This window comes from Nocardia sp. NPDC003726 (assembly GCF_053586955.1).
In genome coordinates, this window is the sequence record NZ_JBSFNF010000020.1 from 20,305 (window position 1) to 46,581 (window position 26,277).

At 69.8% G+C, this 26,277-nt stretch carries 25 protein-coding genes; 6 read left to right on the plus strand and 19 right to left on the minus strand.

Translation table 11 applies throughout. From position 1 onward, the window contains the following. Window positions 1–420: 420 nt before the first annotated feature. The 9 genes from ACWDMM_RS24135 to ACWDMM_RS24175 all read right to left on the minus strand — a co-directional run bounded on the left by ACWDMM_RS24135 (window position 421) and on the right by ACWDMM_RS24175 (window position 9,653). A complete protein-coding gene (locus ACWDMM_RS24135) occupies window positions 421–1,449 on the minus strand; it encodes a methyltransferase (protein ID WP_195082994.1) in 1,029 nt (342 codons plus the stop codon). Window positions 1,450–1,494: 45 nt separating this feature from the next. Further along, window positions 1,495–3,264 carry a sensor histidine kinase gene (locus ACWDMM_RS24140; RefSeq protein ID WP_195082995.1) on the minus strand — a complete coding sequence of 590 codons (1,770 nt, stop codon included), beginning with the start codon at window positions 3,262–3,264 and terminating at the stop codon, window positions 1,495–1,497. Between the two features lie 46 nt (window positions 3,265–3,310). Then, window positions 3,311–3,967 carry a response regulator gene (locus ACWDMM_RS24145; protein ID WP_195082996.1) on the minus strand — a complete coding sequence of 219 codons (657 nt, stop codon included), beginning with the start codon at window positions 3,965–3,967 and terminating at the stop codon, window positions 3,311–3,313. Between the two features lie 185 nt (window positions 3,968–4,152). Beyond that, window positions 4,153–4,809, minus strand: a complete 657-nt coding sequence (locus ACWDMM_RS24150; RefSeq protein WP_357208698.1) for a DUF2267 domain-containing protein — start codon at window positions 4,807–4,809, stop codon at window positions 4,153–4,155. A 123-nt stretch (window positions 4,810–4,932) separates the two neighbouring features. Continuing rightward, window positions 4,933–5,844 carry a GyrI-like domain-containing protein gene (locus tag ACWDMM_RS24155; RefSeq protein WP_195082998.1) on the minus strand — a complete coding sequence of 304 codons (912 nt, stop codon included), beginning with the start codon at window positions 5,842–5,844 and terminating at the stop codon, window positions 4,933–4,935. A gap of 44 nt (window positions 5,845–5,888) precedes the next feature. After that, window positions 5,889–6,896, minus strand: a complete 1,008-nt coding sequence (locus ACWDMM_RS24160) for an Acg family FMN-binding oxidoreductase (RefSeq protein ID WP_449939685.1) — start codon at window positions 6,894–6,896, stop codon at window positions 5,889–5,891. 101 nt (window positions 6,897–6,997) lie between these two features. Then, the gene (locus tag ACWDMM_RS24165; RefSeq protein ID WP_324722491.1) at window positions 6,998–7,186 is read right to left on the minus strand and encodes a hypothetical protein; all 189 of its coding nucleotides are present in this window, start codon (window positions 7,184–7,186) and stop codon (window positions 6,998–7,000) included. A gap of 164 nt (window positions 7,187–7,350) precedes the next feature. Further along, complete coding sequence (locus ACWDMM_RS24170) at window positions 7,351–8,346, minus strand: Acg family FMN-binding oxidoreductase (RefSeq protein ID WP_449939687.1); 996 nt, start codon at window positions 8,344–8,346, stop codon at window positions 7,351–7,353. 422 nt (window positions 8,347–8,768) lie between these two features. Further along, entirely contained in the window at window positions 8,769–9,653 is an 885-nt protein-coding gene (locus tag ACWDMM_RS24175) for an MBL fold metallo-hydrolase (RefSeq protein ID WP_449939689.1), read from the minus strand. 282 nt (window positions 9,654–9,935) lie between these two features. Here ACWDMM_RS24175 and ACWDMM_RS24180 point away from each other — a divergent pair, with 282 nt between their 5' ends. Beyond that, window positions 9,936–10,613, plus strand: coding sequence for a phosphate signaling complex PhoU family protein (locus tag ACWDMM_RS24180; RefSeq protein ID WP_195083002.1), 678 nt, complete (start codon window positions 9,936–9,938; stop codon window positions 10,611–10,613). 113 nt (window positions 10,614–10,726) lie between these two features. Here the strand turns inward: ACWDMM_RS24180 and katG are convergent, their stop codons facing one another. The 8 genes from katG to ACWDMM_RS24220 form a co-directional block, all read right to left on the minus strand. Then, window positions 10,727–12,958, minus strand: a complete 2,232-nt coding sequence (gene katG / locus ACWDMM_RS24185) for a catalase/peroxidase HPI (RefSeq protein WP_357109826.1) — start codon at window positions 12,956–12,958, stop codon at window positions 10,727–10,729. Window positions 12,959–12,993: 35 nt separating this feature from the next. Continuing rightward, window positions 12,994–13,437, minus strand: coding sequence for a Fur family transcriptional regulator (locus ACWDMM_RS24190; RefSeq protein WP_195083004.1), 444 nt, complete (start codon window positions 13,435–13,437; stop codon window positions 12,994–12,996). Window positions 13,438–13,983: 546 nt separating this feature from the next. Beyond that, entirely contained in the window at window positions 13,984–15,153 is a 1,170-nt protein-coding gene (locus ACWDMM_RS24195; RefSeq protein ID WP_195083005.1) for a zinc-dependent alcohol dehydrogenase, read from the minus strand. Window positions 15,154–15,165: 12 nt separating this feature from the next. Then, window positions 15,166–15,687 carry an SRPBCC family protein gene (locus ACWDMM_RS24200; protein WP_357109829.1) on the minus strand — a complete coding sequence of 174 codons (522 nt, stop codon included), beginning with the start codon at window positions 15,685–15,687 and terminating at the stop codon, window positions 15,166–15,168. Window positions 15,688–15,854: 167 nt separating this feature from the next. Then, entirely contained in the window at window positions 15,855–16,616 is a 762-nt protein-coding gene (locus tag ACWDMM_RS24205) for an enoyl-CoA hydratase (RefSeq protein WP_195083007.1), read from the minus strand. A 121-nt stretch (window positions 16,617–16,737) separates the two neighbouring features. Continuing rightward, entirely contained in the window at window positions 16,738–17,904 is a 1,167-nt protein-coding gene (gene pcaDC / locus ACWDMM_RS24210) for a bifunctional 3-oxoadipate enol-lactonase/4-carboxymuconolactone decarboxylase PcaDC (RefSeq protein WP_435406601.1), read from the minus strand. 33 nt (window positions 17,905–17,937) lie between these two features. Next, window positions 17,938–19,125 (minus strand): 4-hydroxybenzoate 3-monooxygenase, encoded by a 1,188-nt coding sequence (locus ACWDMM_RS24215; protein ID WP_449939693.1) that lies wholly within the window; start codon window positions 19,123–19,125, stop codon window positions 17,938–17,940. 77 nt (window positions 19,126–19,202) lie between these two features. Beyond that, entirely contained in the window at window positions 19,203–20,006 is an 804-nt protein-coding gene (locus tag ACWDMM_RS24220; RefSeq protein ID WP_449939695.1) for an IclR family transcriptional regulator, read from the minus strand. A 70-nt stretch (window positions 20,007–20,076) separates the two neighbouring features. On the opposite strand from ACWDMM_RS24220, the gene pcaH reads away from it, so the two are divergent. From pcaH to ACWDMM_RS24235, 3 genes are read left to right on the plus strand one after another with little or no spacing between them, the layout of a single operon-like run. After that, window positions 20,077–20,865 (plus strand): protocatechuate 3,4-dioxygenase subunit beta, encoded by a 789-nt coding sequence (gene pcaH / locus ACWDMM_RS24225; protein WP_449939697.1) that lies wholly within the window; start codon window positions 20,077–20,079, stop codon window positions 20,863–20,865. Continuing rightward, window positions 20,862–21,416 (plus strand): protocatechuate 3,4-dioxygenase subunit alpha, encoded by a 555-nt coding sequence (pcaG, locus tag ACWDMM_RS24230; protein WP_195083011.1) that lies wholly within the window; start codon window positions 20,862–20,864, stop codon window positions 21,414–21,416. Before pcaH ends, pcaG begins: the two co-directional genes overlap by 4 nt. Beyond that, window positions 21,413–22,621, plus strand: coding sequence for a lyase family protein (locus ACWDMM_RS24235; protein WP_357208692.1), 1,209 nt, complete (start codon window positions 21,413–21,415; stop codon window positions 22,619–22,621). Before pcaG ends, ACWDMM_RS24235 begins: the two co-directional genes overlap by 4 nt. Before the next feature lie 70 nt (window positions 22,622–22,691). Here the strand turns inward: ACWDMM_RS24235 and ACWDMM_RS24240 are convergent, their stop codons facing one another. Continuing rightward, the gene (locus tag ACWDMM_RS24240) at window positions 22,692–23,900 is read right to left on the minus strand and encodes an acetyl-CoA C-acetyltransferase (protein ID WP_195083013.1); all 1,209 of its coding nucleotides are present in this window, start codon (window positions 23,898–23,900) and stop codon (window positions 22,692–22,694) included. After that, window positions 23,900–24,697, minus strand: a complete 798-nt coding sequence (locus tag ACWDMM_RS24245; RefSeq protein WP_195083014.1) for an IclR family transcriptional regulator domain-containing protein — start codon at window positions 24,695–24,697, stop codon at window positions 23,900–23,902. The genes ACWDMM_RS24240 and ACWDMM_RS24245 overlap by 1 nt, the downstream gene beginning before the upstream one ends. 181 nt (window positions 24,698–24,878) lie before the next feature. Between ACWDMM_RS24245 and ACWDMM_RS24250 the strand changes: the two genes are divergently transcribed. Both ACWDMM_RS24250 and ACWDMM_RS24255 read left to right on the plus strand, forming a co-directional pair. Next, window positions 24,879–25,625, plus strand: coding sequence for a CoA transferase subunit A (locus ACWDMM_RS24250; RefSeq protein WP_357109968.1), 747 nt, complete (start codon window positions 24,879–24,881; stop codon window positions 25,623–25,625). Then, window positions 25,622–26,275, plus strand: a complete 654-nt coding sequence (locus ACWDMM_RS24255; protein ID WP_195083015.1) for a CoA transferase subunit B — start codon at window positions 25,622–25,624, stop codon at window positions 26,273–26,275. The genes ACWDMM_RS24250 and ACWDMM_RS24255 overlap by 4 nt, the downstream gene beginning before the upstream one ends. The last annotated feature ends 2 nt before the right edge of the window (window positions 26,276–26,277 follow it).

Consider the following 26,277-nt stretch of genomic DNA (forward strand, 5'->3'; position numbering starts at 1 on the left):
GCATCGTCCTTGCTGTTCCCCGGTACGAGTCCCAAGTGGCCGCTGGGCGCCAATCGCTTGTGCGGCCAGAACACGCCGAACTCCGGGAGCAGTCGATCGATCCTTGAAGTTCGGAGCATCAGGGGGAGTGGTGCTACCGCCGGAGGGGGTGGGCAAGGTGACTATCACCTCGCGCCGTCCCCGCACGGCAGCGACGGTTACCGCACCGCCTACCCCGGCGCCACCGACACCCGCCTCACTCGTGTCTACGGCGCAGAGCCGGACACCCGGCCGTACCCCGAAGAACGCTCTCGGCGCATCTGGTCCGGCCACCGATTCGACACCCTGGACCTGATCACCTGAGGCGGTCCTCGGCTCGCACGTGCTGTCGCGACGCGGATCGGCGATGAGCGCGGGTAGCCGCGACCATTGTCGGCATTCTCACCCGCCGCCGTTTCGATCGGCCGGGAGCAACTCGACGATCGAGCGCGAGCCGGCCGCGACGACCGAACCGACCCGCAGGCGCGCGGATTCGGCGATCTCGCGCAGTCCGCCCAGCGTGCGTTCCCGGCCGCGGACGTAGCACAGCATCCGCAGGTCTCCTTCGGTGTCCGGCGGGCCGCCGCCGGCATCGCCGATATGGTCCACAACGAGCACCCTTCCGTGCTCCGCGGCCGCGTCGGCGCATCGCCGCAAGATGCGGACGGCGGCCTCGTCGTCCCAGTCGTGCAGGACACCGGAGAGCAGATAACCGCCCGCTCCGGCGGGAAGGGGATCGAAGAAGCTGCCCACTCGCGCGTCGGCCCGGTGCTCGAGGCCCGCGGCGCGAATGGCCCGCCGGGCGCGAGCCGCCGGGCCCGCCAAGTCGACCACCGTCCCGCGCAATGCGTCATGGGCGCGAAGAAGGGCGATGAGCAAGCTGGCATCGCCTCCACCGACATCGATGACGTGACCGAGCGCGCCCCACGGGTAGGCGCCGGCCACCAGCGGGGCGTCGGCCACCAAACGGGCCCCCATCAGAGCGTCGAACGACGCGCCCAGCGCCGGATCGGCGGACAGGTCCTCCCAGAACGGCCGGCCGAACTGCCGCGGAAAAGCGGGCTCGCCGGTGCGGACGGTGTGCAACAGGTGGACGAAGCACAGATCGGCGCGCCCGACGGCGCCCTCCAGATCGAGCCAGCGTCGCACGCCTTCCGGATGGTCGTCACGCAGGCGCTCACCCAGCGACGTCAGCCCGTAGCCGCCGCTACCCTGACGAGCGAGCACGCCCGCGGTCACCAGGTGCTCCAGCACACGCGCCAGCGCGTCCCGGTCCGCGTCCACCGCTGCGGCGAGCGCCTCGCTCGTGCGCCTGCCCGCGGCGACGTGGTCGGCCAGCCGCAACGTCGCCGCCACGCGGATGGCCATCGGCGTCACGAGGTCGGCGGCCGCCCACAGCGCCCCACCCCATTCGGTCGGTTCCTCGGCCATGGCCCTCCTCGCTCGTCGGCTCCGGCTCGCCGCTCGCCGCGACGGTCAGCGCAGCGGCACCTGCCAGCACAACCGGGTGCCCGCGGCACGCCCGTCCGGCCCGGTTCCGGCCGTGAGGGTGAAAGTCCCGGCCGCTTCCTCGGCACGCCTGGCGAGATTCGTCAGGCCGCTCGGGGCGACATCGGGCGGCAGCCCGCAGCCGTGGTCCTCGACGACGATGATCAGATCGTCGGCCACCGTGATGTCGATCGTGACCGCGTCGGCGCCGGAGTGTCGGACGGCGTTGCTGACCGCTTCGCGGACCACGGCTTCGGCGTGATCGGCGAGTTCGGGGTCGATGACCGAGAGCGGTCCGCTGATGCGCACGGACGTGCGGATGCCACTGGGGGCGGTCTGCTGGCGGATGGCTTCCTCGATGCGCCTGCGCACCCGCGCGCTGTCGCTGTTGCCACCGTGCAGGTCGAAGATCGAGGTGCGGATCTCCTGGACGACGTCTTGCAGGTCGTTGATCGCTTCGGTGATGCGTTCGCGCACTTCGGGAACGCGGGTGCGGGGGACGGTGCCCTGCAGGCTCAGTCCGACGGCGAACAGTCGTTGAATGACGTGGTCGTGCAGGTCGCGGGCGATGCGGTCGCGATCGGAGAGGATGTCCAGTTCGCGCATGCGCCGTTGCGCGTCGGCCAGTTGCATCGCCAGAGCGGCCTGGTCGGTGAAGGCGGAGATCAGTTCGAGGATCTCGTTGTCGTAGGGCGCCGATTCCGCCGCCCGCAGCGCGACCAGCACGCCCACCGTGGAGTCGGAGGTCTGCATGGGCAGCACGAGCGCGGGCCCGGCGTCGGGAAAGATCTTGCCGAGATCCGCGCGGCGCGCGTCGTCCACCCGCTGGGGAGAATGCAGCCGGAACGCCTGCCCGATGGTGGTGTCGCCCAAAGGCAGCTCGATGAGCCGCTGATCGGGCGCGACCCCGGCGGTGTGGGTGATCAACAGCTCGGTGATCTCGTCGGGCGGCCCTTCCGAGTCCGGGACCACGGCGAGGTAGGTCCGTGCGGAGCCGGTGAGCCGGTGTGTGGCTTCGACGAGGTGGGTGAGGACCTGGCCGGGGGCGGTGCCCGCGAGGAATTCGGTGGTGATGTCGCGGGTGGCTTCGATCCAGGCCTGGCGGGTGCGGGCGGATTCGTAGAGGTGGGCGTTGTCGATGGCGATGCCCGCGGCGGCGGCGAGGGCGCGCACGATGACCTCGTCGTCTTCGGTGAAGGGTTGGCCGCCCTTCTTCTCGGTGAGGTAGAGGTTGCCGAACACTTCGTCGCGGATGCGGACGGGTACACCGAGGAAGGTGCGCATCGGCGGGTGGTGGGCGGGGAATCCGACCGAGGAGGGGTGGTCGGCGAGGTTGTCGAGCCGGATCGGTTTGGGCTGGCTGAACAACAGTCCGAGGACGCCGTGGCCCTGGGGGAGGTCACCGATCAATTCGCGGGTCGGTTCGTCGATGCCTTCGTAGATGAACTGGGTGAGTTGCTGGTCGTGGCCGCGGATGCCGAGTGCGCCGTAGCGGGCGTCGACCAGCGAGATGGCGGTGTGCACGATGGTGCGCAGCGTGCGGTTGAGATCGAGGCCGGAAGTGACGGTGAGCATGGCCTCGACGAGGCCGTCCATGCGGTCACGGGCGTCGATGATCTGTTCGATCCGATCCTTGACCTCGCCGAGCAGTTCGCGCAGCCGCAGTTGCGACAGCGTATCGCGCACGGAATAGGTGTCGGCCGGCGCGAAATCGGTCGTCTGCGCCCCTGGAACGCCGTCGGCGCGGCTGCTGGCCATGACTCAAGACTATTTCACCCGATTGCGGAAATGAACGCCGCCACGGTCAGAAGTCGATGGTGGTGCCCGAAGGCCGGGAACGGAGTTTGGAGGCGTAGACCGCGGCCTGGGTGCGCCGTTCCAGGCCGAGTTTGGCGAGCAGGCGGGACACGTAGTTCTTCACCGTCTTCTCGGCCAGGAACATACGTTGCGCGATCTGGCGGTTGGTCAGTCCTTCGCCGAGCAGGTCGAGCAGTTTGCGTTCCTGATCGGTGAGCCCGGCCAGCGGGCCGTCGTTGTCGGTGTTGGCGCGCAGTCGCTGCATCAGGGCGGCGGCGGCGCGGTTGTCCAGCAGCGACCGCCCCGCGCCGACTTCCTTGATGGCCTTGGCTAGTTCCATGCCCTTGATGTCCTTGACCACGTAGCCGCTGGCTCCGGCGAGGATCGCGTCCAGCATCGCCTGCTCGTCGGTGAACGAGGTGAGGATCAGGCACCGCAGATCGTCGAGCTTGGACAGCAGGTCACGGCAGAGTTCGATGCCGTTGCCGTCGGGCAGGCGCACGTCCAGAACGGCCACGTCCGGCCGGAGCGCCGGGATGCGGGCGAGGGCTTGGGCGACGTCGCCTGCTTCGCCGATCACGGTGAGCTCCGGGTCGTCGGAGAGCAGGTCGGCGAGGCCGCGGCGGACGATCTCATGGTCGTCGACCAGAAAAACCGTGATCATCTAGTGTCCAATCCGGGAGCTGGGGTGGGCTCGACACTACGCATCGGGCGGCCTGCTCGGTACGGACCAAAGTCCCTTCCTGCGTGGCCACCACGAACCCCACACACGCAGGTGATTCGCTCTCGGCGCAAACGTACCGCGCCGGAACGAAGTATCCGGTACGACCGGCCGGAGCCGGGCAGCGATCAGGTCGGCGCTTCGGAGCGGGTGAGCCCTTCGGCGAACAGGATCCGGTGGGCCTGCTGCGCGGCGGAGACCTGCGCGGCGTCGGGCGGCTGGCCACCGGAGAGTTCTTCCAGGCTGCGGGCGAGCACCGCCACCGCGTCGGTGAGCGCCCGCAGCCGGCTGTCCAGTTCATCGACACGAGACGTTTCCGGGGGCGTGACCGCGGTCGCCTGCTCGTGCATGGTGCCCGCGAGGTCGGCTCCGCGCAGTACGGCCCGCAGATCTTCCGGCAGCAGCGCGAACACGTGATCGAGCTGGCCGGGCGAGAACAAGTCGGCCAGCGCTTCGGTCACCGCCCCCGCGAGGGCGTAGGCCTCGTCCCGGGAGACGCCCGCTTCCTGCGCGAACTGGTCGAGGAAGGACGGCACGTCGTGCGGGAAGGGCACGTGGGCGGGCACCCACCCCTCGTAGAAGATCCCGCGCAGCAGTTCGGGCAGCTGGGCGCTGAGGTGGGCGGCCGCGTTGACACCGATGCGGTCACGCACCGTGTGCAGCCAGGCACGCAGTGCGCGGTGCGCGAATGCGCGGTCTTCGGTGGCGAGTTCGTCGGTCAGAGTGCGCAGCCACTCGTGCGCGGTGTGCACCGCGGGTGCGAGGGGGTCGCGGTGGTAGCTCATGACGTGTGCCTTTCCCGGGTGGATCGTGGTTGAGGTGCCATATCCACGCTGCTCGTCTGATCCCGGGACCGGTGAGAGGACTCGTACCCGCACTGACGGGACCATGGTCACCCGGACGCCGGATCACGTCCGCGCGGGCATCGAGTCGCGCAGGGTCGCCACAGCGGCGGCCAGCTGTCGCCGCAGCTCCCCGGCGACGGACCGCAGCCCCGGCGCGGCGGTGACGCAGACCAGCAGCTCCGGATCGGCCACCTCGACCTGCGTGCCGGTGCCGGTCGAACGCACCACGACACCGGCCGAGAACATCGCCCCCGCGTGGCGGTCGGCCAGCAGCGCCCGGTGGGTCAGCCGCGGATGGCAGACGCTCAGCAGCAGGTAGTTCTCGATCTGTTCGCCGATCTGCTCGCGCAGCGTCGCCCGCAGGTCCACTTCGGCGAGCACAACCAGTTCCGCACCGCGCAGGGCATCCCTGGTCCTGCGCACCGTCTCGTCGAAGGGTGCGTCGAGGTGCACCGCGACGGTGGCGACGGGGGCGACGGGCAACCTGATCTCGGTGAGCAGGCGCCGGGGGTCGGTGACCTCGTCCGGACCGACGAGGTAGGCCTCGGTGGGCGGGCCGATCGACCGGTAACCGCTGTCGCGCAACCATTCCCGCAGCGCCTGATAGGCCGCGCCGAGGTCGCGGTAGCTGCCGCGGTGGCAGGTTCGGGCGACCAGAGTTCCCGGCTGGACGACTACTTGCGCGCCGGAACCGGGCCCGAGGTTGGGCGCGGGCTCCACGGCGACGCCGAATTCCACCGCGACCGCCTCGCCTTCGGGCGGGTCGTCGCGGAAGGTGATCGTCGGCGCGCCGCTGGCGACCAACCCGGCCCGCCGCACGACGCGGGTCACTTCCCGCATTCCCTCGGCGATGTCCTCGCCGAGCAGGCCCGGGTCGGCACGCAGCCCGCGTGCCATCCGCAGCACCGTTTCCGGTGCCGCCTCCACCAGGGCGATCTGATACTCCACCGCGTCCTCCTCGATTCGTCGTGCCATGGGCGCGGGCCGCCCGCCCTTCCGGGCGCCGGTGGCCGCGGGTTTCAGCGAGAGCCGGTGACGGTGAAGACGTCCGTGACCGGTCGCCGGGGAGTCGGCGGGACCAGGTCCGCGTCGTCGGGCGCGGTGCCGACCCGCAGCAGCACTTGAGGTGTCGCAGGGCGGGGAACCAGGCCCGCGAGCAGCCCTCTGGTCGTCGGCAGCTCGGTGACATGGGTGAGCGCGCAGGTCGCCAGGCCCGCGGCGGTGCATTCCAGCAGCACGGCCGACAAAGCCTCACCGGTGCGCAGCCACCGCGGCACCGAATCGCCCTCGGTGCCGAGCAGCACCAGCCGCGCGCGATCGTCGAGTCCGGCCCGTCGCAGCGAGCGCGGCGCAGGAGGGAACGCGCGCCCGACTCCGACGCGGGCGAACTCCGCATCGGACACCAGCGCGGAGGTCGGCACGCCTTCCAGCGTCTCCGAACGTCCGGTCCACCACTCCAACTCGGTGCGGTAGAGCAAGTCGTGGTGGCGAAGCGCGCCGATCTGTTCCGAAGCGGCGGCGAGCCGAGGCCGGGCGCTGTCATCGAGGACGTCGAGTTCCACCTCGTGCGGGGAGCTGAGCATCCGCAGCCGGGGCAGCAGGTCGGCGAAGCCCTGCGGTTCGGTCATCGGCAGCCGGTCGGTGCGGCGCCGGTCGATGGCGCGTGCTCGGGCATGGATCCCCTCGGGCGGGTCGGTCCACGGCCGGAATTCGATCACCGCGAGATGGTCGGGCCGCTGCCGGTCCGGTACGCGCACGGTGTCGGTGTGCCAGCCTAGGTCGGCGAAGACGGTCCTGGCGTGATGCAGTACGGCTCCGCAGCTGATCACCAGTTGCCGGCCGTGCGGGTCGGTCGACGGCAGCAGCCGGGTTGCGTCGGTGTAGAGGTGCAGGCTGGTGCCGTCGAACACCCACCGCCACGGCTGAGTGTTGTGCACCGAAGGCGCCCGGGTGGCAAGCCGCAGGGCGGCGAGGATTTCCCGATGGCCGGGTACCGGGAGGGCGGGCGCTTCGTCGTTCGCGGTCATGGTTCGAGTCTTCGCGGGATCGGGTCGGGCGAATACGGGCGTTGCGCCCGCCACGCAGGGTCCTTGGTCACCGTCGTTGCCGCGGTTTCGGCGTGGCCGGTCTACTCATCGGTCTGCGCCACCCGCGCACGCAGTGTCGTCACGCCCCACCACAACAGCCGCAGCGCGAGACCGGCGTAGATGAGAACGGCGAAGTACACCAGGGTCGCGCCGTAGTCGCGGGCCCAGGCCGGTAGCAAGACGACCAGCGCGACGAGCATGCCGATCAGCATGATCGAAGCGACCACCACCGCGGGAACCGCCAGCGGCGCGGCATCCGGGTCCGGTGCTCTACCGGGCGGGGGACGAGGTGAACGGCGCAGTGACATAGCACACAGCTTGCTCACGCGGAGGATGCGACGGGAGGGTACTGCTGCCCGAAACGCGGGGGCGAACGTCCCGAGGCGGTGTGTCCTCAGTCCACCCCGCCCGCCGGGCCGGACATTTCGAGGATCTCCGCGAGCGGGCGGCGCGGCGTCTGCGGAACGTCCTGCCCGGGATCGGGCGCCGAGCCGACCCGCACCAGCACCTGCGGCAAGCCGAAACCGCCGGTCATGGTACGGACCAGCGCACGGCTCTGTGGAACCTCGGTCAGGTGGGTCAGCGGACAGGTGGCGTACCCGGCGAGGGTGCACTCCAGCAGTACCGTGGACAGCACCTCACCGCAGTGCACCACGTCGTCAGGGGAGTCGCTGTCGGTGGAGAGGACGAGGATCACCGAATGGTCGTCGGCGACCTCACCGCGCCGCTCACCGGCGACGGTGGGGAATTTCCGGCCCACACTCACCCGCTGCCGTTCCCGCTCGGAGATCAGCGACTCCTTGGGGACACCGGCGTCGGCGACGACATGACCTGTCCACCAGTGCAATTCGGCGTGGTAATCCGGGTCGTAGCGGCGCAGGGACGCGGTCATCTCCGATGCGCGGGCCAGCGTGGGGCGGCTGTCGTCGTGCAGCACGCTCAGCGTGGCGTCGGCGGGATCGAACGTGCTGCGCAGCACGGTTTCGAAATCCGGCCATCCGGGCGGCGCCGCGAACGGCAGCCGGTCGGTGCGCCTGCGCAGGATGGCGTCGGCGCGGGCGCGGTCGCCGTCGGTCACGAAGTGGGCCCGATGGAACGTGATCGTGGCCAGATGATTGCGGCGATTCGGGTTGGGAAAGTGGGCGACGAGGGTGCGCCAGCCGGCAGCGGACATGGCCGCGCGCAGATGTCCCAGCGCGACACCACAGCTGATCAGCATCTGACGTCCGGTGGTGTCGGTCGCCGGGAGGCGGCGTTCGGGTGCGGCGAACAGCCGCAGCGCTTGGCCGTCGAACGTCCAGTGCCAGGGCTGGCTGTTGTGCAGCGACGGCGCCCGGCCGGCGAGGAGGACGGCCTTCTCGATGGTTTCTCCGGTGGGTAGCTCGTTCATAGGGCCGACGGTAGGTCGCCCGCGCCGAGGGGAACACAGTCGTTGGTCCCGGATCTCGTCGCTGGTGGACCCCACCTCAGGCCGTTGCCGCGGACTTTCGTCCCTGGACGGGATATCGGCGGCCTGGATCGCTTGACCGTATGCGGCACGGCGTCGACCAGCAGTGCGCCCGCGGCGAACCGCGCGAGCGTGCGTGTCACGCCACGCGCCGGCATCCTGCCCCGGGACGACAGCCGGCAGTTCCGGGCGCTGCTGGCCGCGTCCGAACTTCCCGCCCCGCCCGGCGCTTCGGCGGATGACGGAGGGACAGGTGTCAGTGCCATTCAGGACGGCCGGCCCGGCAACGGAAAGAGGCCGAGGTCGGCGTCGAGCCGGCCGTCGATGACGAGTGTGGTCCCGCCGATTCCGGTGTGCGTTCGCCGTCAGCGGTGCGCCCATCTCTTCGCCGCGGTGTGGTCGTGGGTGGGGATGACCTCGACATCCGCGGGCAGGCGGTGCAGGCGGTGGATCGCGGCGAAGGCGGCGGATCGATCGTGATCGACGAGAAGCCCTGGCAACGGGGGCTTCTCGCGCAGCAGCCCGATCTGCTCCCGGCGCCAGACGGCGTCGCCCGCCAGCAGCACGGTCCCACCGTCGTCCACCGCGAGAACGAGACCGATGCTGCCGGGGGTGTGGCCGGAAAGATCCACCGCCAACACCGAGCCGTCCCCGAAAACGTCGTGGCTGCTCGCGAAGGTGAGAACGGGAGGTCCGTCGAGGTCGATGGATGGCGTCGGTCGTGAGCCGAGCGCCTCGGCGACTCCCATGGGGGCCGTCTCGGGGTCGGTCGCCCAGCCCAGTTCGGCCGTGGTCGCCCGCAGCGCGAGGGATGCCGGTAGGTCGAGCAGTCCGGCCACGTGGTCCCAGTGGATGTGCGTCGCGATCGCGAAGTCGATCGCGTCGACGGGGACGGCGGACAGCGCGAGCGAATCGGCCAGGCCGACAAGCGGTTTGCGCGGAGCGACCAGATCGCGATAGGGGCGGCGCAGCTGCGGCAGCACCCGGGAGTGCACGTCGGCGCACATCGCCGGATCGACGATGAAACGCGCCTGCGGGTGTTCGACGAGAAAGCTGGTCATCGCGATCGCCACCTCGGGCGGCCGCAACGCTCCTTCGATCACTCCGTAGGCCGGAGCGGGCCGCACACCGTGGATCAGCGCGGTCAGCCGGACCCTGGCTCGCGCCGGGGGCAGCCCCGCGTCGGTGAGCGTGCCGAGCAACTGCGTGTCACCGGGCCGGGGGCGCAGCGTGCGCCACGGCATCGACATCCCGGCGACGCAACACGACCACCACGTCCCGGCGGCACCGGTCCGCGCCGTCAACGGCCCCGCTGATGGCAACTCCACACCGGCCCCTCCCAGCCCGGTCGGCAGCGGCGCGGCCGACGAACAGCTTGCTCAGGCGAACCACGATGTTAACTCAGCTTCCGATAGTCGACCGGTGCGCGATTTCCGAGTTTCGCAACGTTGCCCGGTGGGCTTCCGGGAACATCTCGCCCCCGGGCACCGGGACCCACCGCGCGTTACCCGGATGCGCGCGATGATGGAACAGTGCGCACCCGCTTCCACGAGCATCTCGAGCAACTCGCCGATCAATTGCGAGCGATGTGCGCGCGCAACCGGGAGGCCATCGCGATGGCCACCGACGCCCTGCTCGGCGCGGACCTGGAGCTGGCCGAGCGCACCATCGACTACTGCGCCGAAACCGTCGCGATGCGCGACGGCGCCGAACACGCCGCGGTGACCCTCCTCGCGCTCGAAGCTCCCGTCGCGGGAGAACTGCGGCGGGTGGTGACGGCACTGCAGCTGGTCGACGACCTCACCCGGATGAGCACGCTGACCGAGCACATCGCCGACACCGCCAGACGCAGGCATCCCGCCGCCGCGGTGCCGGAACCGGTGCGAAACCTGGTGACCCACATGGGCGAGGCGGCCGTCGACCTCGCCGATGCCGCGGTCGGCGTGCTGACCACCGCCGACCCGGGCGACGCCGCGGACCTCGATGCCCGCGACGACACCATGGACGATCTGCACCGCGACCTGCTGGCGGCGATCCTGGCCGAAGGGTGGGACAACGGCACCGCCGCCGCGGTCGACGTCACCCTGCTCGGCCGCTACTACGAACGCTTCGCCGACCACGCCGTCGAAGTCGGCCGCCGCACCCTCTACATGACCACCGGACGCCGGGACGACGAGGCAGCGCGATCCATCCAGCTCCCCGAAACCTGAGTGCACGTGGCGGATTCGGTGCGCTCGACACGTCCATCGGACGGGACGACGGGCGACCGGAACGATCCAGGCCGGCCCCCGGAGGGACCGGCCTGGATGTCACCGGATACCGATCAGGCCAGGTCGAACCGATCGTTGTTGGCCACCTTGACCCACGCCGCGACGAAGTCGTCGACGAACTTCGCCCCGGCGTCGGCCTGCGCGTACACCTCGGCCACCGCCCGCAGCACGGAATGCGATCCGAAGACGAGGTCGTTGGCCGTCGCCGTCCACTTGGGCGCGCCGGAGGCGCGGTCGAAGCCCTCGTAGACGTTCTCCGCCGACTCCGACGCCTTCCACTCGGTGTTCTGGTCGAGCAGGTTGACGAAGAAATCGTTCGTCAGCACACCCGGCCGGTCGGTGAACACGCCGTGGTCGGTGCCACCGTAGTTCGCGCCGAGCGCGCGCAGCCCGCCGATGAGCACCGTCAGCTCCGGAGCGGTCACATCCAGCATGTACGCCCGGTCGAGCAGCAGGCGCTCCAGCGGGGCCTTCTCACCGGCCCGCACGTAGTTGCGGAACCCGTCGGCCCGCGGTTCGAGCACCGCGAACGACTCGACATCGGTGTTCTCCTGGGTGGCGTCCGTCCGCCCCGGCGCGAACGGGACCGTGATGTCGTGGCCCGCGTCCTTGGCGGCCTTCTCGATCGCCGCGGACCCGGCCAGGATGATCAGGTCGGCGAGCGAGACCTTCTTGCCGCCTGCGGCCGAACCGTTGAAGTTCTGCTGGATCTGCTCGAGCACCGGCAGCACCTTGGCCAGTTCGTCGGGCTCGTTGACTTCCCAGTTCTTCTGCGGCTCCAGCCGGATGCGAGCGCCGTTGGCGCCGCCGCGCTTGTCGGTGCTGCGGTAGCTGGCCGCCGAGGCCCAGGCGGTCTTGACCAGCTGCGCGACCGACAGGCCGGACTCGAGCACCTTGCTCTTCAGGTCCGCGATGTCCGCCTCATCGATCAGTTCGTGATCGACGGCGGGCACGGGGTCCTGCCACAGCTGCGGCTCGGGAACCCACGGGCCGAGGTAGCGGCTGATCGGTCCCATGTCGCGGTGCAGCAGCTTGTACCACGCCTTGGCGAACGCCTCGGACAGTTCCTCGGGGTGATCGAGCCAGCGGCGGGTGATCTCCCGGTAGATCGGGTCCTCGCGCAGCGCCAAGTCCGTGGTCAGCATGGTCGGCGTGCGCGCGGGCCCACCGAACGGATCCGGGATCGCGCCTTCGCCCGCGCCGTCCTTCGGCTTCCACTGCCAGGCGCCCGCGGGGCTCTTGGTCAGCTCCCACTCGTAGCCGTACAGGTTCTGCAGGAAGCCGTTGCCCCACTTGGTGGGGGTGGAGGTCCAGACGACCTCCAAGCCGCTGGTGATGGCGTCCTTGCCCTTGCCGGTGCCGTAGGCGCTCTTCCAGCCCAGGCCCTGCTGCTCGATCGGGGCGCCTTCCGGCTCGGCGCCGACCAGGCTCGCATCGCCGGCGCCGTGGGTCTTGCCGAAGCTGTGGCCGCCCACGATCAGCGCGGCGGTCTCCTCGTCGTTCATCGCCATGCGGCCGAACGTCTCGCGGATGTCGCGGGCCGCGGCCACCGGATCCGGCTGTCCGTTGGGCCCTTCGGGGTTCACATAGATAAGGCCCATCTGGACGGCGCCGAGCGGATTGGCCAGCTCGCGGTCACCGCTGTAGCGCTCGTCGCCGAGCCAGGTGTCCTCCGGACCCCAGAAGACCTCCTCCGGCTCCCAGATGTCCGGGCGGCCGAAGCCGAAGCCGAAGGTCTTGAATCCCATCGTCTCCAGGGCTACGTTGCCCGCGAACACCAGCAGGTCGGCCCAGGAGATCTTGTTGCCGTACTTCTGCTTGACCGGCCACAGCAGCCGGCGCGCCTTGTCGAGATTGGCGTTGTCCGGCCAGCTGTTGAGCGGCGCGAAGCGCTGCGCGCCCTGACCGCCGCCGCCGCGGCCGTCGGAGATGCGGTAGGTGCCCGCGGCATGCCAGCTCATTCGAATGAACAGGCCGCCGTAGTGGCCGTAGTCGGCGGGCCACCAGTCCTGCGAATTGGTCATGACCGCCGCGACGTCGGCCTTGAGGGCGTCGACGTCGAGCTTCTTGAATTCCTCTGGGTAGTTGAAGTCCTCGCCGAGCGGGTTGGACTTGGAGGTGTGGGCGTGCAGCACCGAGACATCGATCTGCTCCGGCCACCAGTCCTTGTTGCTGCGGGGACGATGGTCCGTCTTCGCGGTGGGGGACGGGATCGCCGGGTTCTCGCTCTCGCTCGCGCTGCCGGTCTTGGTGTCAGGATTGGGCGGGCGGCTATCGGATGACACAGCATTCCTTCCTGAATGAGTGATGGGGGCTGTGATCACGAATGTGATCGGGAAGCCTGTGTTTCGACACAGTCGGGGCACAGGCCCCAGTAGATGACCTCGGCCTCGTCGATCGAGAACCCGCTGTCATCGGACGCGGTCAAGCAGGGGGCCTCGCCGATGGCGCAGTCGACATCGGCGATCACCCCGCAAGCTCGGCATACGACGTGATGGTGGTTGTCGCCGACCCGCGATTCGTAGCGGGCGACGGATCCGGACGGCTGGATACGCCGGACCAAGCCGGTGGCGGTGAGCGCGTTCAGCGAGTCGTACACCGTCTGGTGGGACACCTCGGGCAGCGCGGATCGGACAGCGCGGATGATCGACTCCGTGTCGGCGTGTGGGTGGTCGTGCACCGCGCTGAGCACCGCGACCCGCGGACGGGTCACGCGCAGCGAAACTCCTCGCAGCATCTGCTGGAATTCCGAGGCCGTTGGCATGCACGGAAGTCTTGTCCGTTTTCTGGAACGAGTCAAGAGTTTGTTTCGAAGTCGCGCTGTGCTAGCGGCTGTGCGGGTGCCCGCCTCGGGGAACTGCCGGGCAGCGTACCCACTGGGGCACGAGGCGCGGGGGCGTTTGCGCGATTCGATCGCGCCGATGAAGCCGGGCTTGTCCGGCTTCGAACGGGCAACCCTGCGGTACCGCGATCAGCAACCGCTCAGGGGCGGGGATTCGTGCGGGTCCATCGACGACGTTCCCGGTCGCCGGCCGCGGCGCAGCGACGGCAGGTCGCGATCACCTGGTCGGAAGTGTCGGCCAACCACAGCGCCTCGCTCCACGGGACATGCGGGAATCGCGCCAGCCGTGCGCGCGCGAGCGGGATGCCGCACAGCGTTTGATTGGTTCCCGGTAGCCATGCGTGCGTATCGCCGCAGGGGTATCGGATACCGTCGGCATCGATCCACCGGCTCGACGCGGCTACGGCGGGTTCGGTCCGTCCTGCCATATCCGGCGGGTGCCCCGCTCGTCCCGGCGGAAACTCCGGATCACGGCCGGAAAACGGCGCGGATGCAGCCTTCCTTCTTGTGCTTGAAGATGTCGTAGCCGTATACCGCGTCGTCGAGCGGCATGTCGTGGGTGATCAGGTAGGAGGGGTCGAGATCGCCCTGCTGGATGTAGTCGAACATGCGGGGGACGAACCGCTGACCGTATTGCTGTGCGGTGCGGATGGTGAGCCCCTTGTTCGTCACGATGCCCATCGGGAATTTGTCGGTGAGGCCGTAGATGCCGAGCACCGAGACGACTCCGCCTTTCCGGCACGCCAGAATCGCTTCGCGCAGCGGCGTCGCACGATCCGTTTCCAATCGGAGCAGTTGTTTGGCGCGATCGTAGAGCTGCTGCAGGCCGGTGCCGTGCCCCTCCATCCCGACGGCATCGATGCAGGCGTCCGGGCCGCGACCGCCGGTGTTCTCCCGCAGGAATTCCTGGACGCTGTCGACGGCGGTGTAGTCGATCGTCTCCGCGCCGAACTGCTCCTTCGCCACGCGCAGCCGTTCGGGAAAGCGGTCGATGACGAAAACCCGGTCGGCGCCGAGCAGGCGAGCGGTGTGCCCGGCCATCAATCCGACGCCACCGCTGCCCCACACCGCGACGGTGTCTCCGGGGTGGATGTCACAGAATTCCGCGCCCATCAGACCCGTCGGCACGGCATCGGACAGGAACAACGCCTGTTCGTCGGTGATGCCGTCCGGTATACGGAAGCAATTGGTGTCGCCGAAGGGGACACGGACATATTTCGCGTGGGAGCCCTGATAACCGCCGAAGGGATGGGTGTAGCCGTAGATTCCGCCGGTCGGGTAGCCCAGAATCGGTTGCTGTAGAGCGCCGTTCGGATTGGTGGTGTCGCACAGGGAATACAGCTCGTGGTCGCAATACCAGCACGACGAGCATCCGATGAAAGACGGAACCACGACACGGTCGCCGACGGCGATAGAGGTGACTTCGGCGCCGGTTTCCACGACCTCGCCCATGAATTCGTGTCCGAAGACGTCACCTTCCCGCATTCCGGGCAGATATCCGTCGATGAAATGCAGATCGGATCCGCAGGTGGTGGTCAGGCGGACCTGGACGATGACATCGTGCGGATTGACCAGCACCGGGTCGGGGACGTCTTCCACGGCGAGGTCGTCGACGCCGTTCCAGCACAGCGCATGCATGTCTCCTCCTGTTCACCGAGCCGACGAGCGCGCGCTCGGATTGTGGGCCAGGGTGGGCATTTCGCCGGTCTGCAGCCGGGCTCGGGCACGGTAGAGGGCGGTGAACATGCCCGCGCCGGTCAGCAGGTCGGGCAGCGGGGTCTTGGCTCGCATCGTCACCTCGGTACCGAGATCTCGGGGTGCCTCCCGGAAGCTCAGTTCGATTTCGAGACCTTTGCCGAACGCGGTGTCCTGGTCGTCCGCGCCGACGAACCGGAAGTGCCCTTCCTCCTCGCGCAGCGTGGTCTTCCAGGTCGTGCGTCCATCGGCGCCCGCCTGCAGCGTCCATTCGTAGATCGGCGGTGCAGGCGACGCGACTTCGGCGACGTCGCCGAGCACTTCGGACAGGTTCGCCGGGTCGCGCCAGAACTGCTCGACCTCGGCGCGTGGCCGGGCGATGGTCACGGTCTGGCTGCCCGAATAGCTGCCGGCCGATTCGATCACCCGTCCCACGAGATCGCTGAGCAGGTGTTTGGTGTCATCGATGTAGTGCATGGGCCCTCCTCTCGCTCTGCGTGGTCGCAAGCCACCCGGCACACACGAGAAGCGCCGCGCCCTGCGGTTCGGCACGAACTGTCTCGCCAGCGGCTACCCGCCACCGGCGACGCCAAACCGTTTCCCTCCCGCTGCGATGACATTCGCCCGCACCGCAGTGCCGCCGATCATCGCGATCGGCTGATCTCGGCCTGTTTCGCGGCCAGCCGCGCGGCGAATTCCGGCGACTCGAGCGACGCCACCTGTGGCACGATCTCGGCGTCCACCGCGTCGGCGTGCGCGTCGAGGTTCGCGGTGTGGCGCATGGTCCGCTTGGTGGTGATGAGCAGATCGCGCGGCGCTTCGGCCGCGCCCGCGGCGAAGTCGATCGCTCCGGCGAGCAGCGCGTCGTGATCGCCGTCGATCACCCGGTGCGTCAATCCGGCGGCGAGCGCTGCCTCGGCGTCGAGGATCTCGCCGAACAGCGTCATCGCGGCGGCCCGTTGCGGTCCGACGGCGCGTTGCAGCATCCAGGTCATCCCGCCGCCGGGATGCAGGCCGAGCCGCAGGAATCGCGCGTCGAACCGCGCGCGGGGACCGGCGATCCTGACGTCGGCGGCCAACGCGAGATTGAGTCCGGCGCCGACGGCGGCGCCGCCGACCGCCGCGATGGTCGGCAACGCGCAGCGCGCGATCGCGAGGAACCCGTCATAGATCACCCGCAGCCCCTCCTCGCGGGCCGCGCCGAGCGCGCTGAGATCGGCGCCCGCGCAGAAGGCGGGCGGCGTTCCGGTGACGATCACCGCGTGCACGCCGGTATCGCGCTCGGCCGCGGCGACCGCGGCGGCGAGTTGTTCCGACAGCGCCGGTGTCAGCGCGTTTCGCCGATCCGGGTCGTGCACGGTGATGATCGCGACCTTGCCCCGCCGTTCACTGCTGATCTGCGCCATGACCGGATCGTAGGCGCCGGCGGTGTCCGGGAGGCGCCCGGGATCGCATGGATCGGCACCGTACGGGACGCCGCCGGACGGGAGTACCATCGGGCGGCGTCGCCGGGTCGCGCCGGGTGCGTCAGTCGTGCGGAGACGATTCCGTCAGCGCCCGCGCACCGAGGGCGAAGGCGCGGTTGCTGTTCGGTACGCCCGCGTAGATCGCGGTGTGCAGGAACACCTCCGCGAGTTCCGCGGCGGGCACCCCGGCGCGCACTGCGGCCCTGATGTGCATGTCGAGTTCGTGCTCGTTCCCGACCGCCGTGAGGACGGCCAAGGTCAGCAATCGGCGGGTGCGGTGGTCGAGACCGGGGCGGGACCAGATGTCGCCCCACGCGGTCCTGGTGATGAAATCCTGGAACGGAGCGGTGAATTCGGTCATCGCGGCGATCGAACGATCGACATGCGCGTCGCCGAGGACTTCGCGGCGCACCCGCATGCCCTGCTCGAAAGCCGCTGCGCGCTGTGCTCCCAGCGGGGTGGCGCGCTGGATGTGCGACCGGAGGAGAGCGGTCACCGTGCCCGCGCTCTCCACACTCGCCAGGTGCGCGCCCGCCACGATCCGGAATTCGGCCTCCGCTACGCCGTCGGCTATCTCCCGCACCATCTCCGGTGGGGTAGCGGGGTCCTGCGCCCCCGCGATCACCAGGGTCGGTGCGACGATCCGGGCGAGGTCGGCCCGCCCGTCCCACTCGGCGAGCGCGGCACAGCATCCCGCGTAACCCTCCTCGCCGGTGCCCGACACCATCGCTGTGTGCCGGGCCACCAGTTCGGGGTCGCGCCCGGCGAGTTGCGGGGTGAACCACCGGCCGACGACAGCTCCGGCGATCGAGGCCACCCCGTCGGCGCGGACGGTGGCGGCGCGGTCGATCCACCCTTGCGCGGGCGGGAAGACGGCGGCCGTGCACAGCAGAGTCAGACTGCGCACCCGGGCCGGGTGATGCGCCGCGAGCCACTGCCCGACCGCACCGCCCAGGGACAGTCCGACGAAGTGCACCGAATCGAGGTCGAGCGCGTCGAGCAAGGCCAGCGCATCGGCTCCGAGTTCCGCGACGGTGTAGGGGCCCGGGGGAGTGGGCGAGCCGCCGTGGCCGCGATGGTCGTAGGCGATGGTCCGGTACCCGGCCGCCGCGAGCGCCGCGACCTGCGGCTCCCACATCCGCCGATCGCTGCCCAGCGAGCCGCTGAACAGTACGGGAACGCCGCTGTCGGGTCCGTCGACCGCGTAGTCGACCGCGATTGCTTGCACAGTGTCTCCGATCCGATGGCCTAGAGGGGGGGTTCACGAATTGGGCCAGCCGGTGTAGCCCTCGGCGAGGTAGGCCGTCCCCGCGGCGGAACCGACGATGCTGTCCAGTTCGCCGAGCTGACGTCGTTCGTCGAAGTCGCTCGCGCTCGCGACCCGGTGCAGCAGCGTCGTCATCCAGTACGAGAAATGCTGCGCCTTCCACACCCGGGCGAGCGCGCGATCGGTGTAGCGCGTCAACGCGTCGTCGTCGCCGCCGCGCAGCGCCCGCTCCACCGCTTCCGCGAGTACCCGCACATCGGCCAGGGCCAGGTTGAGCCCTTTGGCGCCGGTGGGCGGAACGGTGTGGGCGGCGTCCCCGGCCAGCAGGAGCCGACCGTGCCGCATGGGGGTCTGCACGAAACTGCGGAACGGCAGCACCGTCCGCTCGATGACGGGCCCCTCGCGCAAGGTGAAGCCGTCCGTCCCCGCCAGCCGCGTCTGCAATTGGTCCCAGATCCGGTCGTCGGACCACGCGGACGGATCCTCGGAGGGATCGCATTGGAAATACATGCGCTGCACGGTTCGCGTGCGCTGGCTGATGAGGGCGAATCCCTGCTCCGAGCGCGCATAGATCAGTTCCGGCGCGCTGGGCGGCGCCTCGACCAGCACGCCGAACCAGGCGAACGGGTACTCGCGGAAGTACCGGGTCGCGCCGCCGACGAGGCCGCGGCACACGCTGCGCGAGCCGTCCGCGCCGATCACCAGATCGGCGCGGATCTCTTGCGGCCGCCCGTCGGCGCCGACGCACCGGACCCGCGGCTCGTCCCGCACGTCGAGCACCTCGGTGCCGGTGACGCCGTAGCGCAGATCGCCGCCGTCGCGCACCCGGGCGCGGTGCAGATCCGCGAAGACCTCGGTCTGGGGATACAGCCAGCACGAGGCGCCCACCGCGTCCTGGAAGTCGATCCGGTGACTCGCCCCGCCGAACCGCAGATCGATGCCGCGGTGCTCGTGTCCCTCCCGCAGCACCCGGTCCGACACCCCTGATTCGACGAGCAGCCGCACGCTGTCGCGTTCGAGGATTCCCGCCCGGTGCGTGTTCTCGATCGCGGTGACCGATCGATTGTCGATCACGGTGTTGTCGATTCCGGCCGAGTGCAGCAGATGCGACAGCATCAGACCGGCCGGGCCGCCTCCCACGATCGCTACCTCGACCCGGGTCGAGCTGTAGGCCACGGACATCGTTGCTCCCTTCTTGCCAGGCCGACGCTAGGGAGCCGGTCTTTCCGAGGGCGAGCCGTGCTTTCCGCTCAGTGAAATCAGCTCGGTGGAACTCGTGCGGCGGCGCCGGTTGCCGCCCGGGGCGGCGCGGCCGCACCGGATTCCAGTTGCCGCCCGATGCCCTGCGCGGCTACCTGGAGCGCGGCGACGAGCCGTCCACGGTGGCGGCGCAGATCCGGCACCACGACACCGATGGCGGCGACCGTGGTCTCGCCACGCCGCACGGGCACCGCGACGGTGCAGGCGCCCAGCGTCATCTCCTCGACCGTGCTGGCGTAGCCATCGCGGCGAACTCGCAGGAGTTGCTCGTTCAGCCGTCCCGGATGGGTGATGGTGTACGGGGTGATCCGGGTGAGCGAGCCGAGCACCCGTCGCCGCACGTCTTCGGGCGCATACGCCAGCAGCACCTTGCCCACACCGGTCGCGTGCATCGGCAGCGTGCTGCCGACGGTGCTCACCACCGGCACCGACGCGCGCCCGGAGAACCGTTCGAGGTACAGCACCCGGTCGTCGTCGCGGATCGCGAGATGCACGGTGGCGCGGGTCGCGGCGTAGATGTCGTGCAGGAACGGGGAGGCCGCCTCCCGTAGCGAGGACTGCACGGGGGCCAGCAGGCCGATCTCCCACAGCCGTCGCCCGACGGCGTACTCGCTGCCCTGCCGGGCGAGCGCGCCGTGCTCGGTCAACTCGCCGACCAGGCGGTGCGCGGTGGCCGGCGCCAGTCCGGAGCGCCGGGCGATCTCCGACAGGGTCAGCCGAGGATGCCGCTCGTCGAAGGCCCACAGGATCGAAAGCACGTGGCCGGTGACGGTTGCGCCAGGGGTGCTGGTGTTGCCGGCCATGCGATGAGTATTCCACTGAGCAGAAAACACACCATGGTCGGCCGCTGGGAGCGGACCTACGCTGCGAGCCATGGGCAACGAATTTCCCCCGGCAGTAGCCCGGTTGTCGCCGCAGTCGGTCATCGATGCGCAGATCGCCGCCATCGAAACCGACTACCAGCAACAGGGAGTCGAGCAGACCCAGCCGCGACTGAACTACCCGCCCTACCGCTCCAGCGCGTTGCGATATCCGACGAAAGACCCGCAGCCGGTCGACCCGGAGACGATCGAGCTGGCGGCGCCGTGCTTCGGCCATTGGGATGTGGATCCGCTCGAAGCCGACCTCACCATCGGCCATGCCGGTGAACCGCTCGGACAGCGGATCGTGGTCACCGGCCGCATCACCGACGGCGACGGACGACCCGTCCGGCGGCAACTGGTCGAGATCTGGCAGGCCAACGCCAGCGGCCGATACGTGCACCAGCGCGACCAGCATCCGGCTCCGCTCGACCCGAACTTCACCGGCGCGGGCCGGTGCCTGACCGACGACGACGGGCGCTACCGGTTCCAGACCATCAAGCCGGGTCCCTACCCTTGGCGCAATCACCACAACGCGTGGCGCCCGGCGCACATCCACTTCTCACTGTTCGGCACCGAGTTCACCCAGCGACTGGTCACCCAGATGTACTTCCCCGGCGACCCGCTGTTCCCCTTCGACCCGATCTACCAGGCGATCACCGACAGCAAGGCCAGGCAACGGCTGGTCGCCACCTACGATCACGACCTGACCACGCACGAATGGGCCACCGGCTACCGCTGGGACATCGTGCTGTCCGGTTCTCGGCGCACCTACATCGAACAGGAAGGCGATGACCTGTGACACTTCCTTCGACTCCGGGCCAGACCGTCGGCCCGTTCTTCCACTACGGCCTGCTCCATCCCGGTGATCGCGATCTGGTGCCGCCCGGCAGCGCCGGCTCGGTGCGCCTGGGCGGACGGGTGCTCGACGGCGCGGGCGCCGGACTCCCCGACGCGCTGGTGGAGATCTGGCAGGCCCGTCCCGACGGCGTCGTGTCGCGGGAACCGGGTTCCATCCGGCGCGACGGCTGGACCTTCACCGGATTCGGGCGCGCCTCCACGGGACGTGACGGCCGCTACGCCTTCAGCACACTGCCCCCCGGTCCCACGGAGCCGGGCAAGCCCGCGTTCTTCGCGGTGACCGTCTTCGCGCGCGGCCTGCTGGACCGGCTTTTCACCCGCGCCTACCTGCCCGACGATCCGGCCGCCCTCGAACGGGACCCGCTTCTCGCTTCGCTTCCGCCGCAACGCCGCCGCACCCTCATCGCCGATCGCGACGAGCACGGTTTCGTCTTCGACATCCGCTTGCAGGGCGAGGACGAGACCGTGTTCCTTCGCTTCCCGGCCCGGTGAGCGACCTGTTCTGGGCGGGTGACGAGCGCGCCGGGGAACTGCTCACCGAGCAGGCGTGGCTTGCGGCGATGGTGCGGGTCGAGCAGGCGTGGCTGGACGCCATCGCCGCCCGCCGCATCGCACCCGGGTCCGTCGCGCTGACCGGTCTGGTCGGCCCCGCCGACATCGACGGCATCGCCCGCGGCGCCGAGTCCACCGGCACGCCCGTCCTACCGCTGGTGACCCTGCTGCGCGAACGCGCCGACGCCGCGGCGGCGCGGTGGATCCATCGCGGTCTCACCAGCCAGGACGTGGTGGACACCGGTCTGATGCTGTGCCTGCGCGCGGTGGTCGAGCGGCTTCGTGCCGAGTTGCGCGCGCAGATCGAGGCCATGACCGGCCTGATCGCCCTGCACCGGCACACCGTGATGGCGGGCCGGACCCTCACCCAGTACGCGGTGCCGATCACGTTCGGGCTCAAGGTTTCCGGCTGGCTGACCGGAGTGCTCGACGCCGCCGACGCCGTGGACCGGGTGCGGCTGCCCGCGCAGGTCGGCGGCGCGGCCGGAACCCGTTCCGCGATCGCGGATCTCGCGGGAGGCGCCGCCGAAGCCGCCGATTTGATCATCGCCGCGACGAGACTCCTCGGCTTGGAGCAGGCGCTGCCGTGGCACACCGCCCGCGCCGCGGTGACCGCCCTCGGTGACGCGATGGTGCGCTGCACCGACGCTTGGGGCCATATCGCGACCGATGTCCTCACGCTGTCGCGGCCGGAGATCGCCGAACTCGCCGAACCGGACGCGCCCGGCCGCGGCGGCTCGTCCACGATGCCGGGCAAGCGGAATCCCGTGCTCTCCGTGCTCATCCGGCGCGCCGCCATCGCCGCGCCTCCGCTCGCCTCGACGCTCCATCTCGCGGCGAGCCTGGCGGGTGACGAACGTTCGGACGGCGCGTGGCACACCGAGTGGGCGTCGCTGCGCACCCTCGGCCGCCGAACCGTGGTCGCGGCCGCGCAGACCACCGAACTTTTGACCGGCCTTCGAGTGGACACCGATCGGATGTCCGCCACGGCCGCGGGCTCCTGGAGCACACTGACCGCAGAACAAAGGTCCATCGCCGCGTTCACCGGCGCCGATGCGCCGCAAGACGACTATCTGGGCAGCACGCAGACGGTGATCGACGACGTGCTGGCCCGTGCCGCCGCGTTGCTGGACAGCACTCGATAGCGGTCCGGCGGGGCCGGCCGATACCAGCGTCCGGCGGCCGGAGCCGCCGGACGCGTGGCGATCACGGGCGTCAGAAGCGTTCGAAGACGGCGGCGAGCCCTTGGCCGCCGCCGATGCACATCGTCTCCAGGCCGTAGCGCGCTGCGCTGCGGTCCATTTCACGCAGCAGTGTCGCGAGGATGCGGGCACCGGTGGCGCCGACCGGATGGCCGAGGGAGATGCCCGATCCGTTCGGGTTCAAGCGGGGGTCGTCGGGCTCGACCTTCCACTCCTGGAGCACGGCCAGGACCTGTGCGGCGAAGGCTTCGTTCAGTTCGATGACGTCGATGTCGGCCAGCGTGAGCCCGGCCCGGCCGAGTGCCTGGGCGGTGGCGGGCACCGGCCCGATTCCCATGGTTCTCGGCGGCACTCCCGCGACCGCCCAGGAGATCATCCGCGCCATCGGCCGCAATCCCAGCGCGCGGGCGTGGTCGGTGGTGGTGACGATGCAGGCGGCGGCTCCGTCGTTCTGGCCGCTGGCGTTGCCCGCGGTCACGGTCGCGTCGGCATCGATGGCGGCGCGGATCGGCCGCAGGCGCGCCAGCGACGCCACGGTGGTGTCAGCTCGGGGATGCTCGTCTTCGGCCACCTGGAGAGGTTGCGACTTGCGTTGCGGCACAGGGACACGCACGATCTCCGCGGCGAACGCTCCGGATTCCTGGGCGGCGACGGCGCGCCGATGCGACTGGGCGGCGAACGCGTCCTGGTCGGCACGGCTGATCGAGTACTCGGCGCGGAGATTCTCGGCGGTCTCGATCATGCCGCCGGGCACCGGGAAGTTCGCTCCACCGGCGGTGACGCGCGCTCGCGCCAAGCGGTCGGCCAAGGCCACGCCGTCACCGCGCACGCCCCAGCGGATGCCGGTGGCGTAGAACTCGGCCTGACTCATCGATTCGACGCCGCCGGCCACCACGAGGTCGCTGCCGCCCGTGCCGACCTGCATGCAGGCCTGGATCACCGCCTGCAACCCCGACCCGCAACGCCGGTCCACCTGCACACCGGGCACCTGGATGCCGAGCCCCGCGTCCAGCGCCGCGACCCGGCCGATGGCAGGGGCCTCGCCGTTCGGCGTCGCCTGCCCGAGGATCACGTCGTCGATCCGCGCCGGGTCGATCCCGGTCCGCTCGATGAGCTCGCCGATCACGATCGCGGCCAACCGTTGCGCTGGAACATCTTTCAGCACTCCACCGAACCGCCCCACCGGTGTGCGCAAGGGCTCGCAGATCACAACGTCGTGCATCAGATGTCCTTCGAGGAACGGATCGGTGCCGCGGTCGCGGCGAGATCGGCGGAGATCGCCGCCGCGGTGCGCAGCAGGTGGGGAAGCAGGTCGCGGCGGACGGCGTCGGCGGAGTAGCGCGCGGTCTGCGTGGACAGGTTGACCGCGGCGACGACGTCGCCGGTGCGGTCGCGGATCGGCGCCGCGAGCGAGCGCAGGCCGACCTCGAGTTCTTCGTCGACGACGCAGTAGCCGTCGGCGCGGACCCGGGAGATCTCCGCGCGCAGCGCCTTCGGCGTCGCCAGCGTCCGTCCGGTCAGCGGAGCCAATTCGACGCCGCGCAGGTAGCCGTCGAGTTCCGGTTCGGGGAGACCCGCCAGCAGCACCCTGCCCATCGAGGTGGCGTACGCGGGAAAGCGGGTCCCGATGGTGATGGTCACCGTCATGATGCGGCGAACCGCGACCCGGGCGACGTAGACGACATCCGCCCCGTCGAGGACCGAGACGGAGGCGGATTCGCGCACGGATTCGGTGAGCGCTTCGAGGTGGGGCTGTGCCAGTTCGGGCAGGCCGAGTCCGGACAGATAGCTGTATCCGATTTCCAATACGCGCGGGGTGAGCCAGAAAACGGTGCCATTGGTGCGGACATAGCCGAGTTCGATCAGAGTGAGCAGGAATCGGCGGGCGGTGGCCCGGGTCAGATCGGTGCGTCTGGCGACCTCGCTCAGCGTCAGCCGGGTGTGGTCGGCATCGAAGGTCCGGAGGACGGCGAGGCCGCGGGCCAGGGACTGCACGTAGTCGGGTGACGGCTCGGTCATGCCCGCGCCTCCTTCGTTGCCGACGACGCTGCCGCGCTCATAGTTTGCCTTTCGTTCGAATAACGAACACATGGACGAATAGCGAACATATTACCGAGGCGCGACCTCGTGCGCCAAGTCGATGTTCGCATAGCGAACGGATGTGCATATAACGAACCCGACGGCTAGGCTGGTCGGCGTGATCGACAAAGTGATGCCAACCGCGGCCGACGCCGTGGCCGACATTCCCGACGGGGCTTCCCTGGCGGTCGGCGGCTTCGGCCTGGTCGGGGTGCCTGAGGCGCTGATCGTGGCCTTGCTGGAGCAGGGCGCGACGCGGCTGGAGACGGTCAGCAACAACTGTGGCACCGCCGGGTCCGGTCTCGGCCTGCTGCTCGATGCGCACCGGATCCGGCGCACGATCAGCTCTTATGTGGGCGACAACGCCGAATTCGCCCGGCAGTATCTGAGCGGCGAGCTCGAAGTGGAACTGACACCGCAGGGCACGCTGGCCGAGCGGCTACGCGCAGGGGGCGCCGGGATTCCGGCCTTCTTCACGCCCGCGGGTGTCGGGACGGTGGTGGCCGAGGGCGGACTGCCACTGCGTTACGACGGTGCCGGCGGGGTGGCGGTGGCGAGTGCTCCGAAGGAGACCCGCGACTTCGACGGCGTCACCTACGTGCTGGAAAGAGGTATCGCGACCGATTACGCCCTCGTCCATGCCTGGAAGGGGGATCGGCACGGCAACCTCGTCTACCGGCGCAGCGCCCGCAACTTCAACCCCGTGGCGGCCGCGGCAGGACGCATCACGATCGCTCAGGTGGAGGAACTGGTCGAGCCGGGAGAGATCGATCCCGATCGAGTCCACACGCCGGGCATCGATGTCCAGCGGGTGGTGCACGTCGGCAAGGTCTCGGTCGGCATCGAGAAGAGGACGGTACGAGCATGAGGCTCACGCGGGAACAGATGGCGGCCCGAGTCGCCCGGGAACTCGAGGACGGCCAGTACGTCAACCTGGGCATCGGGATGCCGACGCTGGTACCCAACTACCTGCCCGATGGCATCGAGGTCGTCCTGCACTCGGAGAACGGAATCCTCGGTGTGGGACCGTATCCCGCCGAGGACGAGCTCGATCCCGAAGTGATCAACGCGGGCAAGGAGACGGTCACGGTGCTGCCCGGCGCGTCGTGCTTCGACTCGGCGACCTCGTTCGCCATGATCCGGGGCGGACGGGTCGATGTCGCGGTGCTGGGCGCGATGCAGGTGAGTTGCCGCGGCGACCTGGCGAATTGGATGGTGCCCGGCCGCATGGTCAAAGGCATGGGCGGCGCTATGGATCTCGTGCACGGCGCCCGGCGGGTGATCGTGATGATGGACCACGTGACCAAGAGCGGTGAGCCCAAGATCCGCACCGAATGCACCCTCCCGCTCACCGGACTGCGCTGCGTGCAACGGATCATCACCGACATGGCGGTCCTCGACGTGACCGGCGACGGTCTGCGGCTGGTGGAGACGGCCCCCGGGGTGACGGTCGAGGAGGTTCGCGCCGCGACCGGAGCGCCGGTGGCGGTCGATCCCGTGCTCGTCGCCGCCGGATGACC